Origin of the sequence: Kosakonia sp. N21 (assembly GCF_050587465.1) — a bacterium.
Classification (GTDB): domain Bacteria; phylum Pseudomonadota; class Gammaproteobacteria; order Enterobacterales; family Enterobacteriaceae.
Genome location: NZ_JBOBHR010000004.1, coordinates 617,419 through 632,108, shown reverse-complemented (window position 1 = coordinate 632,108; position 14,690 = coordinate 617,419). Strand labels below are relative to the sequence as shown.

The window sequence follows — 14,690 nt, the reverse complement described above, 5'->3', positions numbered from 1 at the left end:
CTGCCGGAAAACAAAGAACTGCTGTTCCTGGGGCCGCACGGAAAAACGCTGGCCGAAGCGCCGGGCAGTCTCCCGACGGTGACGCTGCTTGCCGGTAATGCCGAGCCGGTATTTTATGCCCGCCTGGTCAGAAATATTCAGAAAAACGTGACATCTGAATTTACGGAGCTAACGGCGGGCACGGCGAGTCAGGGCCGGGTGATGGATTATTCATTGATGCACTATGAGAAAACACCGCAGGAAGAGCTGACGCTGGCGGTGCTGCTTAACAGGCAAAATGCGTTGCATGAGAATATTGACATTTTATCTATAACCCCGGCGGCCGGAAGAGACAAAAAACTGAGCGATGTGCTGAATGCGATGGATAAAACAGGTATGTACGCGAAGTACAACTACAAGAAATTAATCTTCGTTGCCTGCCGGGAAGATAAACGGCGGGGGGCAATCAGCGCCGGTCTGGGAGACTCGTATCAGATCCAGTTTAAAGCGACAAAGTCCGACCTGGCCGCACTGTCGCTGAATGAGCCCCCCGTTGCCGGGAAGGGGGCGGCCCCTGACAACGCGAAGGCCCTTGCCGGAGACCCGCGCCCCCGGGTGAGAAGACATGTTCAGTACCCGGAACCGGCAGCGACCACCACATTAATGCCTGAAACAACCACGGCAGATGAGTACGAAACGGACAGTGATGAGAGTGAGTTCATCGACTTTGACGGCATTCTGGTATTCGAGAAACTGACCATCACCCTGCCGGAGAAAAAAATGTCGTCGGAGGTGCTTGGTATCCTGCCGTATATCAATCCCCCTCTTTCTCACCGGAAAGAGTGAAATGTAACCTTTTACTGTGTGAAAAATCCGATTTCCTTCCCGCTGACGATTTCGATTGTGGCAGCGTCGCTCATGCTTAGAGAAAAAAGCTGACCGTGTTATGTCAATAACAAGGGGGATATTGTGCCCGACTATGCGCACGCCGCTACGTCCGTTCCTGCTGACTATATGCCTGAAAATATTCATGATACGACCGCATCGCCATGGCGACTGGATGAAGATGATGTTGACCATGTGAAGCCGCAAGTGAGCGGTGCATTCCGTGGAATGTTGTGGCGGATGACGGCGAATATTGCCAGTCATACGTTCAGCGATCTGCTGGAAAGCTACGCGGACGCAGCTGAAATCTGGCAGCAACTGGTCCGCACCGATGCTCAGGCGCTCTCCTGGGATGCATTGCTACGGCTGACAGCGGAAGGGGTGCTGCGTCACGGTATGTTGTTGCCAGAGGGTATCCGTGAGCCAGCGCGTGCGGGCGCACAGTTAACGCTGCGTTTTGCCGATTTTTATCAGGAGGCTGTCGATCTCTCCGATTGCTGTGAACTGACGGTAGTGATGGCGCGCTATGCGGATATTCTCCCCGACCCGGGCGTGAAAGCCGCGCAAGACCTGCTGTTTGTTTTGCATAACGCTGACCTGCTGCGCCAGGGGACCTTACCGCAGCGGTTAAGCATGCTGAATGACATTCTCGGCGCGGAACTGTTGCAGTCGCTGCCACTGGTGGTGCAACTGCGTGCGAATGTTGCCGCCATTATTACCGCGTCCGGCTATTGGCAAATGGCGGAAACCGTCTGGGAAGCGACGCAACAGATTAACGCCAGCGCGGTACCGATCTCCGGGAAATTCACGCAGATTGCTGCACTGCTGCTGCGCCAGCGGCCATTGTTACCGGCGGAGTGGCAGGCAGCCGTCGCCGTTATCAGTCAGGTACAGATCCGTGTCGCCGCCTTGCTGGCGCAACCTGAAGACAGCGATGCCTCCATGTTAATGCGGGCGCAGCAGGTGATGCAGGCATTGAGCGAGCTGGTCAACACGCCAGTGGTACTTGTGCTACTGCCAGAGGATATACGTGGGAAGCTGGACAGTTTGCTGAACCAGGGACGTATGATCGTCGGCGCGTTGAACGGGCTGCTCGCCGGGGATAGCGCCCGTCGGTTTGAGGATTATCTGGTTCAAATTCTGGCCATTAGCGATGCCATCGCGCCGGAACTGCTGGCACCCCTGCGCACGCTGGCAACGCAGGTCAGGAATATTGTTGTTCCATTACGGGAGAGCGCCTTTCCCGCGTGGCCCGACCCGGCAACGCCGGCTGCGGTGCTGAGCTGGTTGCAGCAAATGCTGATGCACCCGCTGTTTCACGAAACTGTCTTGCCTCGCCTGCCAGCGGAATACCGCCAGGCGCTGAGCAGCGCACTGCGTTTGAGCCAGCAGGCCGGGACTTTCCCGGCGCAGGGGGCAACGGGTGAACAATTACAGTGGCTGCTCAACCAGGTGCAAGACCCGGAATTGCGGCAACTAATGGCACAGGCGGGGCTGGATCCATACCTCAAATCACTGACAGCACAACTTAGTGGTGAGATCTCCGCCGAACTGTTCACGCTATTTCTACAGGTGATCAAACCTGGCCAGTCCCTGACTCAACGACTGGGTCATTTGGTGGGTGGGATATTTCACCGCGCGGCGCTGTCGACAGCGGTCAGCCAGGCCGTGGGCGCAGGATTGCGCTGGTTGCCCGGTGGTCAGGTGCTGGAACCACTGTGGCGGCTGGGTATGCACTGGTATCAACGCACAATGCTTGCGCCAACATGGGCTGAAACACTGCACAACTTTTTGCGGGTCGTGCAGGAAGATCTGTCCGGCAACATGCTGGTCATGGATCTGGTTGCCCGTCTGACCGGGGTCATGCCGCCGTCGGCGGCAGAGGCCATGCGCACGCTGCAGACCATCCATGCTTTCCAGCTTCAACGCGATCTCAGTAACCCGGATGATACGTTGCAGTGGGTCATATCCGGTATGCAGCACTACCCTGAGCTGCAACCCTGGTACCAGAACTACCTCAACCTGATGCTGGTCTGGTCGGTGAAAAAGATCCTTGATACCCCGGATATAAATACGCAGCAACAGGAGGTGGCGCACCTGCAGGCGCGGCTGTCAGGACCGGAATGGCGGCTCTGGCCCGGCGTGGCGCAGCTTTCCGCCTTATTGCCGTTACTGCCCCTGCTGCCGGCGATCCGCGAAGAACTGGGTGAGCAGACACTGCCCGCGGGGAACTCATGGCTGGAATGGAGCGCTGCGGTGGCTGATATCCTTGCAGTCAGCGAGCACCCGGCGCTTCAGCAGGTCCGCCAGCAACTGGAGCAGAACATTGAGGCATGGATAAGCGATACCCTGCTGCACGGGATGAGTGGCGGCGACCGGGCAAGGCCGCTCACCTCCCGGAGGCTGCCGGAGAGCTGGAGCATGACGGGGATCGCCCCGGAAGGCATGCGGGAAGAAGGGGATGTCTGGCTCAGCGGCGGCGAGATGTTTATCCGCGAGCAGGGGCGCATGTATCGCGTCGAGCCTGATGCTGCTCAGGGCGTGCTGCGGCTGATAAAACCCGGAGAAACGCATGCCAGTGGGGCATCGCCGCGCGTGCTGCGTGAAGACGGGCGCTGGCGGCTTGACCTCCGTCCTGCCGCAGGTCTGCCGGGCGGCAGCCCGGTGACAGGCATAGACATGAGCGGCGGCATCATCCGCCTGAGCCAGGATGACATGGACTGGCTGGCTTCAGAAGAGACACAGCGGGTGGCAAAAGTCGCGACGGGGGTGGGGCTGGGGATCTGGTGGCTGGGCACGTTGTATGCGTTCTGGCGCAGCTACCACCAGCCGCCAGCCTCTTACCGAGCTGCGCCACAGGAAGCTCCGCCTGCGCAACCCCCGTCGCATGAGGCCGCCGCGCGGTTGCTGAACCCACCCGTTGCAGAGACAGCGGTGGAGATGGATGAGCCACCGCAGACAGACGCAACCTTGGGCCGCTGGCAGCGCGCTACCGCGCTGGGGCGGCGCTATCGCGTACCGCTGGGTATGACCGCGCTGGGGGCGATCTCCAGTGCGGCGTATTTACGGTGGCTGTTGCAAAACCCGGAGCAGGATAGCCTGACCGGGGAGGATTTGACGGCGTTGCAGGCGGTGCTGGCGCAGAGGGACTACCAGATAGTCATTGACATTACTGAGCCGGAAAAACTTGAGCAGGTGCGCCGGGCCGGGGGGCGAAGATTATTGGCCGAAGAAAGCACCACGCTGGCACCGGCGCGGTGGCCAGAGAACTTCCCGCCTTTACCGCGAAATACGGTTGTCGATGCCGCACTGGAAAGGGCCGTGCGCGAAACGTTTCCTCCCGCAAAACCTGGCGGTGCTGTTGCAGATTTCAGACTGGCAATGAGCGATGAAAAAATTTATTCGTCGGAGGGCCTGAACTACCTGTTTGTGGCCGGTAACTACCGCTATATCGATTTATATTTGAATACCCAGGCGGGGATTACCGCGCGGGTTTATGCCACCGCTTCACTGTTCGATAACGATAATCTCTCTCTGCCTGTTATTTATAAACATGACACCCGTAAATGGTTCCTTGATGACTCTGCGGAGGAACCACCGCAAGAGGCGGTAACCACGTTACCGCCTGATGAGAAGGATCAAACCGGGCTGACGTTAGCTTCTGCGTCGCTGATTCAGCTTGCCGGAAGTTGGGGCTCGGGTAATGCTTTTCAGTATATTGAAATGGTGACGGGTCATGAGGGCGCGATTTATCAGGATGATAAATTGTATATCTGTCTGCAGGGGAAATACTGGCCGTTTAACTTTGTCAGCAATGAAGTGGGGGCGATTGTCACCGGCGCAAGTAAAGTCTATGTCCTGCGCAAAGAAAATATATGGGATACGGCAACCACCATCAGACCGATGGTTATGCCCGGTGTGTCTGTTGTCTCACGGGATATCGATGAGAGGATTGAAAAAGAGTTTGACCCGCGTAATGCCATGCAACCTTCACCTGGCGATTTTGAAACCCAGAAAGAGCCTGGTATTTACGAGTCAGCATCCGGTGAAACGTTTATTTACGCTGCCACCCATTTCTGGCCGGTTACACTCACTAAAACAACCGCCTCGTCGACCGTGTATGACAAGGCGACGATTTATGAAAAGCGCAATGACAGTACGGCAAAAATCGTCAATATCTATAAAGACCGTCAGAGCCAACAGTGGGAAGATGAGAATCAAACGCCGACCACCGGAACCAGGAAAAGACCGGAAAATACCACCGCGTCGCCGTGGTTAACAGAAGAGGCCAGGCTATGGAGTTATGATACCCGCACGGTGGGTTTCCCGGCCTCTTTGGAGGGCGATGGGGGGATTTACCGTCAGCCTAATGGCGATCTCTATATTTTTCTGCATAAAGCCTGGTGGCCGTTTGTTTTCACTGGTGGCAATGTGGGGGTTATTTCTGTTAAGAAAAAAGACGCAACGGTGAATATTATTGTTCATAATTACAACGGTATGTGGGAATATGCCGGAGAAAGCACAGTGGAAGCGCCTACGGTTATTGGCGATTTACTCGATAATTTACTGACGAATACCGATCTCGCCAGGGAGACACGCCATGTTTTGTTTAATGCCTTATCCGGGCATGATTATGTTAGCTGGAATACACTTTTGCAATTACTGTCACAGATTATTGACCAGGAGTTCTACCGTCTTTATACAGAACCAGATAATGAAAAACTGAGCAAGGTTTTAATACTAAAAAACAAACTGGCACGCAGGCAACAGCAAATGCACTATACAGAACAGTTGCTTCCTGCTGCGAAAAAAAATGAATGGAATGAACCATTACTGAATGCCTATTATCATGCTTTCTCGACCGGACTTGTCGATACGACAGAAATCTACGCTGCCTGGCATTCTCGCCTGGTCGTACAGGATATTAAAAAAAAGAAAAATTTGTTGGAGAGCTATAATGTTGATCTTAAGATTTCAGAGGTAAGCAAAAAAATAGCCGAAGCGGATAATCGAAGACAGATTCACATGCGCAACATTAAAAAACAGTTTAATGCACCAGAGGGTAATATGGAAATCACTCGGGCCAATGAAGAAAAAGAAAAAATAAAAATATTACTCGCAGAAAAAAAACAACTCCAGAAAATCGCTGAAAATATTCTGGAAAAAACTACCCGATATGATAAGCAGATAAAACTGCATAGTGAAAAATATTCGGATTATGATCAGGGTGTTATCCTTGCAAAAAATACACTCGGTACAAATCTGACACACTCCACAGATCAAAACAGCACGTCGCTGGCTACAGAAGAAGCAATTATTACCCTTGCCCTCCAGGAAGTCAAAATGTTGGTAAAAGAGAGGGAAGCATACAGCGAGAAAGAACTTCAGGAGTTGAAAACGATACGGATTGCCAGAGATTTAGTGATCAGAATGTCAGAACAACAAAGTACTTTCAATTCACTGGTGAACCGCTTAACTGCCATTGGTATTGAAAAACATCCGCTGGCAAATGATTATACAGATATTGTTTGGGTAAATGAGCAAGCAGAAAAAATAAATAAAAATAACTTTCAGTTTAATGAAAATACAGAGGATTCCTTTTTCCTCGCACCAATCCTTTATTGGATTTTAAAAAATAACAGAGCAATCAGTGAGTTACAAGGTCAGGATATTACCAAAATAGTCGATGATTACTATACTGATGTTTATCATCTTAATCCTTTAACCCAGATCACTAAAATACCAGAAGGTTATACTTCACTTTCAGGTGTACTCAGCAGTGAGTATTTTGAAAATCAATCAGATTACAATGAACAATTCAGGGTTTATAAGGAAAAATACAGCACTTACGATGCCAGTGAACTGGCTAAAAATCTTTTGTTATTTTCCGGGTTATCGTTAGCAGATCTTCTCAAAAAAACCAAAAAAAGGTTACGTTTTGAAGTGAAGGTTACCGATACAGATGCTAACCGCATGCCCGGGGAAATGCTTTTTATCCAGTTGTATGACAATCGCTGGATCTTCTTTTCGTTATTTCCTGGCGCCATGTTTAGTCGGGTTTTTAGCGCTAATCAGATGAATGATTATGTTTTTTTGAAAGAAATTTCAGAAGTTAACCCCAGCGCAAAATTTAGTTTTGATGAATATCTGGAACTTTACTCTAATACTTTCCTTAAGCAACATGGCGGAATGGGAATGGGCCTTTTCAGAGAGCGTTGGAAGGTCACTGAAAAATATTTGATAAAAGCTATCCTGTACAGACAGGACGTCGGTGTGGAATATCCTTCTCCGTTCTCAGATAATAGTGATTATGGCATTATTTATCATCGAAATACTAATGCCAGACAGCCTGGTGACAATGTGATTTCTTTGCTAAATACTAGCATTCGTTCAGTGCTGAGTAGTTCTGCTGAGGTTAAAAGGAAAGAGCTTTATACACCATCAATATTGCAAAAGATCGCTTTTGTCATGATTCCTTTTTATCGTGAAATTTATCACTACACGACAAATGAAGAATACGAAATTGATATGGAATCCGTACTGCTTGATACCATTGGTGTAGTATTTATTGCCGTCAGTGCTGGTGTACAGATAGCATCGGTCATTAACCGGATGAAAGGGATTTCCGTTTTTCTGCAGCAGGGATTAAAAAACGGTCTTGCCGGTAAATCACTGCAACTGTATGTCCTTAAGGAAATGGCGAAGGACGCTGCATTTAGTGCGCTTAAAATAACCAAAATTAGTATGATGGCGTTGATTGATATGATAGATCCGTTAGCAATTAAAGAGATCACCCGCTTCACCATTCATCGTATTAGTAAAACAAAAAATCTTCGTCTACTGGTGCCTGAGGAAACTCCGATTGCCCAGATTCGGGGGATTAATAAAAAATATGCACGCACGGATGTGGATATATGGGAAATGTATAAAAAGAAAGTAAAAGATGCTGAGGTCTATGTTCCTGCCACTATCAATAACCAGAATAAAGAGTATTACATTCGTGTTGACGACAGCACCTTTCAGATACGCTGGGATGATGCATCCTATACATGGCGTACGGTCGACCCGAAAAATCCGGGGCGGTTTGCCTATGGTGAACCTATTGTTTTTGAAAATGGTAAATGGAAAATAAACATCGCGTACGGAGGCTTGCGTGGGGGAGGAAAAAATACAATAAGCAGAAATGACGTAGTGATGGAGATCCAACAGATGCGCGAAGGATTAAAAAAAGAAAAAGTTCTGGAGAATTTGAATGGTGCGAAAGAATTTGATGCGCAAGAATATCTGACAAAAATGAGAGAGGTTGGTGAAATATCACAGTCGATCAATTATCCAAAAGAGAAATGTGAATATGTCTCTTCTTATGTCGCCGCTTATCTCGCCAGGAATGGTTTTGAAGAAATTCGTTACCGCGCCATGGCGTTTTTCATTAATGGATCCGATAGAAAGCCGCTAAATCATTACGTCGTTGTCGCGCGTAAAGGTGAAAAGGGCGGTGACTATGTTTTCGATCTTACCGCTGGTCAATTTAGTGGTGTGTATGATGAGTTGAATGGTCCGATCATTTTGCCGGAAGAGTTATGGGCGCAAAAATATGCCAATCTCACCAGCCGAAGTTTGATTAAATACGGCGACTACCCGACCCGGGCGGCGGCAATTACCGATTTCGGGCCGTTTAGCAAGTATTTTTACTATGGCCCGAATTCACTTATTCCGGATGCCAAAGTACTGTTGCGGCCGAGCTGGTATTACCCTGCCACCCAGGTTGCGGATACGGTTGCGGGTGCGCAAAAGAAAATGCCTGTGATTGGACTGGGTTTTTCCAACCCGGTGCGCGAGGCTGCAAGACGTAGCAGGCTGAGCGAAGTTGTCTCTGATGTCAGTTGGGACTACGCCGTCGATTTGCTGGAAAATGCGCAACTTCTCGGTCGGGGGCCCGGGTCTGCTTTACGTAAGGGTCTGAAACAGGCGACAGGTGAACCGGAGTTTGTGAATGTGCAATCGCTATTTGCCCGTACCCAGCCTGTCGACAGTATGGAAAGTCTGTTACGGGTGCGGCAGGGTGATGTGTTGTTATTTATGGCAACCGACCCTGCTTTGTCGGCTATGGAGGCCAGGCCAGTCCATATTATGGTCAGTCTGGGTAATGGCCGGTTTGCCGGGGTGAAGAATAATGTGCTTGATCCTGCGTTAGGAGAGGGTAAGCAGATCATCACCGCCGAACAGTTGGGTGAATTTACTGGAACCACCTTTAAGCGCAGAGGCGGTGACACTCGTGATATAAAGCTTATTGCGGCGGAACCCAAAGACATCCTCAGGGAGGAAGGTGCAACGCTGAAAGCACTGGCAGAGGAGGTGGTAGAAATCGCTACAGATCCCACCGAAGTGCTTCGCAAGTTTGCTGAACTTTTACGACAGTCGGGTGAATTGGCGCCAGAGCAGGTGCTGGCACTGCAAGCCGCGTTGGCACCTCTCTTCAAGTTCAGTACTCAGCGGACGGGCGGTGAGATCACCCGCTCGGTAAAGCAATTTTTTGTTACGCCTCAAAACGTGGCCAACAGTGCGGAGCTGGGGGCCTTGCCAAAAGGCAAACTGGTGATATTCGGTGATTCTGGCGGTCACTCTTTCTCTGCGCATCACCTGATGTACAGCCTGGGCGAGGGCGAGTTTATGATGGTGAATCCTTCCCGTTTAGATCCGCGGCTGACCAGCAACAATGCGATGGTGAAAGCGAGTCAGTTTCCGGAAGAGCTTTTCAGCAAATATGGTATACAGGCGGGCGACATCTCACTCAGCAATCTGCGCCTGACATCGTTGCTGGGGCGGGATGCCAGCTTCTTTGCGGAAGGTCCCAAACTCACGGTCAGACTTCATGGCGCGGCGTCTAATGTTAACTATATGGATGCCTACGAATTATCGGAAGTGATCAAAGGGCTGGCGCTTCGGGAAACTCCACCGCTGAACCTGGCCGGGATACGGGAAATAAAGCTGGAATCCTGTTACGGTGCGTTTGGTTTAGTTCCAACGGGTAAAGCGCTTGCCTGTTTATTGGATAAAAAGGTGGTTGCTTACCCGTTTCGTTTCAGCATACAACTGCGTGAAAACCCGTCTATTCTTGCCCGCGCCAGAACCTATGTCCCGGCTGATTTATCCCTTGCAGAGCGGACTAAAATCATCAACCAGAGCAGTCGTAATCATGATTTCTGGAACCGGCTATTGGGGCTATATAAACGTGTGAAAACGAAAAGGACCCGGCGCGAAGCCGATCCTTTTACTGACTTGTTAAACAATATTGCCGATTTGATCAATCAGGTGATTGATGAACGTACTTTTTTTGACGAGTACCCTGCCTACCGGGACAGACTTTACGCGCCCGTAGAACAGTTCACGGAGCTCTGTAGCGGCGCGACGAGCAATGCGGATGAATTTGCTGAACGCTGTATGGACATCCTTACCCTGAGCGGGTATTCCACTGGCTTACTGGATAGGTACTTAGGTGGAAAGGGCACGCCCTGGTGAATGTTTTTATCTTCCGCCTGTTTTTTTATTTTTCTCCGGCAATATTTCTCCGGCTCATTCGTCTACTTCATCACAGGTCATTTTTCGCTACTGTTATGAGGTAAACATACAATGAGAGAGTTTGATATGCGTGGGCATCATTGCGGCCACCGGTTTGGTGGTCACCGATTTGCTAAACCGCTGGTGATTGGCGTTGTGTTACTGGTCGTGCTCGGCCTGGTGGTGATGTCGCTCTGGAATGCGGTTCTTCCGGCGATTGTCGGGGTGAAAACGATAGGCTTCTGGCAGGCACTCGGGTTGTTGGTGCTGTGCCGCATTCTGTTTGGTGGTTTGGGTTTTCGCCCGGGGATGTTTGGCCGGCACCGTCGGATGCATGAACGCTGGATGCAAATGACGCCGGAACAGCGTGAAGAATTTATTCGTACCCGTCGTGAGGGATTTGGTCGTCACGGTCATCGTGGTCATTGCGGCTGGCGCGGGCGCGAACAGGATGACGAAAAACCTCAAGCCACTAACCCCAACACGCCGGATGCCGAGTGAATGTGATGAAAAACGGCATCGCGAGGGAGTCGTTGCTGATGTCGGCGCTCAGCGCCTGCCGATCGCGCCTGAGTGCGTTCATCCGCGGGCGCACCGCCGGGCGCGATGATGCTGACGATATTTTGCAGGAAATTACCCTGCAATTAATCAATGTTGAACAACCGGTGGAGAACGTTGCCGCCTGGTTGTTTCGCGCGGCGCGCAACGAGATGACCGATCGTGCGCGCAAAAAACGGGAGCTTCCGCTATCCGGCTTTTTTACTGACGATGAGGATAACGATTTTCCGGAGGATGAAATTGCGGAAACCCTGTTCGGCGTGGCGCAAACACCGGAAGAGGAGTATCTCAAAACCGTGTTATGGGCAGAACTGAACACGGCGTTGAGTGAGTTGACACCGGAACAGCGGGACGTCTTTGAGCAAACGGAATTGCAGGGCTACAGCTATAAAGCGTTGGCGGAAGAAACCGGCGTCAGTGTCCAGACGCTGTTATCCCGCAAGCATAAAGCCGTGCTCTATCTGCGAACACGGCTACGTAATCTCTATGATGAACTGATGGAAAGTTAACGGAACAAATACCTTAACCGCCCCAGCGGCTTTTGATGTAATTGACGGCTTGCTGGGTTTGCGGCTGGTTAAGAAAATCTTCCCGGAACAGGATCGTGCCGTTAATTTGCGGCACGGTTTCGTTCAAATCGAGCTGTTTTTTCAGCTCCGGAACGCCGCCTTGCACCGTCCAGTCCGGCTCTTTTGCCGACGGTTCGCCGACTTTATACAGCGCCACGCCAATATAAAGACGCGTGTTGGTCGGTTTCACCACATCCGCCCACCATTCTGCCAGCACGTCATAACGGGCGGCATCACGCGAGAACGGCCAGTACAGCTGTGGGGCAATATAATCCAGCAGGCCCAGTTGCACCCAGCGGCGTGTGTCGGCAAACGATTCATCGTATGCGGCTGCGCCTCGCGTGTCGGAACCGGCCGGGTCGAACGAGCGGTTGCGCCAAACGCCCGCAGGGCTGACACCAAACTCGACATTGGGGTTCAGTTGTTTGATTGTGCGCGAGACCTGCTCAATTAACTGTTGCGTATTATTCCGTCGCCAGTCCGCTTTGGACGCAAAACCCTGACCGTATCTCCTGAAGGTGTCATTGTCATTCAGCGTTGAGCCCGGGGTTTCTGTATAGAAATAGTCATCGAACTGCACGCCATCCACCGGATAATGCGACACCACTTCGGCAACGATACTGGTGATCCAGTCCCGCGCTTCCGGAAGGCCAGGATCGAGAACGAAGCGATCGCCCGCCGTGCGGATCCAGTCACGGTGCAGAACGAAAACGCTGGCGGGGTGCAGTGGCAATGTGCGGTTGAGTTCGGCGATGGTGCCGGGTTTGGTGTTCACCGAAACGCGATAAGGGTTAAACCACGCATGCACTTTCATGCCGCGTTTGTGGGCTTCATCCAACATAAATTGCAGCGGATCATAACCGGGATCCGCGCCAATGCTGCCGGTCAGCATATCTGACCAGGGCAAGATTTTTGAAGGCCACAAGGCGGTGCCATCCGGTTTGACCTGGAAGAACACCGTGTTAATGCCAAGCTCTTTCAGTTTGTCCAGCTTCTGTTTCAGGGCATCCTGCTGCTGGCGGATGCGAACGGCGGCGGCGCTGCCATTGACCGAGGTTAACGGCGGCCAGTCGAGACGGGAAACGGTTGTCAGCCAGACACCGCGCACCGTTTCGTGGCTTTTTTTCGTTTGGGTCGGTAGCGGTTGTTTTGCCACCGGAGGAAGCGGGGTGATGAGCGATTTGGGAGGACGGGAGGCGCAACTGGCCAGTAACAGCGCGGTGGCAATCAGTACGCCTGACTTTTGTAGCGACATCTGAGTATTAACTCTTCTTTATGCGACTGTTGGCCCATGGGTTAAATGTGGGCTCATCCGCTTTTTCGGGGACGATATCTTCCAGGGATTCAAGATACAGCGCTTCAACTTCGGCGCGTGCCCAGGGAGTCCGACGCAAAAACTTCAAACTGGATTTAACGCTGGGTTCGTTCTTAAAGCAATTGATATTGATCCGTTTACTTAACGCGAGCCAGCCGAAACGGGCTACCAGCGCATTGACTTGCATTTCAAGCGTGACGCCATGCAAAGGATCTTTTGAAGCGTGAGCTGCCATGTGGAATCCGGTCATGTCAGAGTGTGATAACAGGCTTGTCGCCGGAAGGTTACAAGAAAGCAGAATGCCCGGCAACGGGCGGTTAATCAACCCGCCCGTTGCCGTGGGGTGTTATTCAAACAGACTGCGGTGCAGCGTCTTTATTGCGCTGTCTGCGGCGTCTGCCGGAAGCAGGAAACAGAGATTGTGACTGGACGCGCCATGACAAATCATCCGCACCGGGTGGTGTTCCATGCCGGCGAAGACCGGCTGGCAGATCCCTGCGGTGTGTGAGAGCGTATTACCAATCAGGGTGACTAACGCCAGGTCGGCTTCTACATCAACACGACAATGTGATGAGAGTTCAGTCAGCAACGAGGTGGTCAGCGTGTCTGCTTCGCCGGACGTGGCGCCGGTTGAGTTCAGGATCAGTGCGATACTTGTTTCGGACGTGGTCACTAAATCCATCGCCACATGATGGCGCGATAAAATCGCAAACATGTCGGCCAAAAAAGCGTGGGCGGGTTGTGCATTCACACTGTGTAATTTCAACAGCGTTTGTTTGCGACGAACGGCAAGAGCGCGATAACGCGGCGGATTCTCGGCGTTGCAGCAGACACGGGTTCCGCCCGCAGACGGATCTTTACTGGAACCGACAAACACCGGGATGTTTTTACGCATTGCCGGCAGTAAGGTTGCCGGGTGCAGAACTTTGGCGCCAAATGTTGCCATTTCGCTGGCTTCGGAAAATGAGATTTCATCGATACGCTGCGCCTGAGGGACAATCCTCGGGTCGGTGGTATAGATCCCCGCAACGTCGGTCCAGATATCCACACGGTCAGCCTGCAAGGCTTCGCCAAGTAACGACGCAGTGTAATCGCTGCCGCCGCGGCCCAGGGTGGTCGTATGTCCGGCGGCATCACTGCCAATAAACCCCTGGGTGATGATTAATGCCTGCTCAATACGCGGGCGCAATTGCTTCTCTGCCAGTTCCGCGGTAGCACCAATCACCGGTTCGGCGCAGCCGAAATGATCGTTGGTACGGATGACTTTGCGCGCGTCGAACCACTCTGTTTCAACACCACGTTCACGCAGGACCTCAACAAACAGCAGGGAAGACATCAGCTCCCCATGGCTCACCAGCGCATCACTCAGTGCGGCGGACGGCGCGCTCGCGGCCGTTTCCGCAAGGCGGCTGATGTTCTCAAGCAGATGGTCGATTTCCTGGCCGATAGCCTCAGGCTGCTTCAGGCGAGAAATAATGTTGTGCTGGATAGCGCGCAGGGTTTCAATTTTGTCCTGGCGGTCGCGGCTTTCGAGGCCTGCGGCAAGTTCGACTAACAGGTTGGTCACACCTGCAGAAGCAGACAACACAACCAGACGGACATGGTGATCGGCAAGAATAATGGCGGCACTACGGTTCATCGCGTCAAAGTCGGCTACGCTGGTGCCGCCAAATTTGGCAACGACGATGTGTGGATAAATGCGTGTCATAACAATCTCATATCAGGGCGCCATCAATTAATGGCATGAAAATTTTCATTTCGGCATAAGGGCAGTTGACTGTCTGGATGGAAAAACCCATTGATACAGCAACTTACGCCTTATGAAA

Annotated in this window: 7 protein-coding genes; 4 read left to right on the top strand and 3 right to left on the bottom strand. The window is 51.9% G+C overall.

All coding sequences use genetic code 11. The annotated features are described in order from the left end of the window. The 4 genes from ACQ3G7_RS13140 to ACQ3G7_RS13125 form a co-directional block, all read left to right on the top strand. On the top strand, positions 1–825 hold an 825-nt coding region (locus tag ACQ3G7_RS13140), incomplete at its 5' end, for a putative adhesin (protein WP_430890124.1). A gap of 123 nt (positions 826–948) precedes the next feature. After that, the gene (locus tag ACQ3G7_RS13135) at positions 949–10,383 is read left to right on the top strand and encodes a hypothetical protein (RefSeq protein ID WP_430890123.1); all 9,435 of its coding nucleotides are present in this window, start codon (positions 949–951) and stop codon (positions 10,381–10,383) included. A gap of 111 nt (positions 10,384–10,494) precedes the next feature. Next, positions 10,495–10,923, top strand: a complete 429-nt coding sequence (locus ACQ3G7_RS13130) for a hypothetical protein (protein ID WP_430890122.1) — start codon at positions 10,495–10,497, stop codon at positions 10,921–10,923. A 5-nt stretch (positions 10,924–10,928) separates the two neighbouring features. Next, positions 10,929–11,489 (top strand): RNA polymerase sigma factor, encoded by a 561-nt coding sequence (locus ACQ3G7_RS13125; protein WP_430890143.1) that lies wholly within the window; start codon positions 10,929–10,931, stop codon positions 11,487–11,489. Positions 11,490–11,502: 13 nt separating this feature from the next. Here the strand turns inward: ACQ3G7_RS13125 and ACQ3G7_RS13120 are convergent, their stop codons facing one another. The 3 genes from ACQ3G7_RS13120 to lysC all read right to left on the bottom strand — a co-directional run bounded on the left by ACQ3G7_RS13120 (position 11,503) and on the right by lysC (position 14,572). Then, positions 11,503–12,804: a glycoside hydrolase family 10-like protein gene (locus tag ACQ3G7_RS13120; protein ID WP_430890121.1), complete on the bottom strand. Its 1,302-nt coding sequence runs from the start codon at positions 12,802–12,804 to the stop codon at positions 11,503–11,505. A gap of 7 nt (positions 12,805–12,811) precedes the next feature. After that, positions 12,812–13,099 (bottom strand): VF530 family protein, encoded by a 288-nt coding sequence (locus ACQ3G7_RS13115; protein ID WP_061495766.1) that lies wholly within the window; start codon positions 13,097–13,099, stop codon positions 12,812–12,814. Between the two features lie 111 nt (positions 13,100–13,210). After that, positions 13,211–14,572 carry a lysine-sensitive aspartokinase 3 gene (gene lysC, locus ACQ3G7_RS13110; protein WP_430890120.1) on the bottom strand — a complete coding sequence of 454 codons (1,362 nt, stop codon included), beginning with the start codon at positions 14,570–14,572 and terminating at the stop codon, positions 13,211–13,213. Between the last annotated feature and the right edge of the window lie 118 nt (positions 14,573–14,690).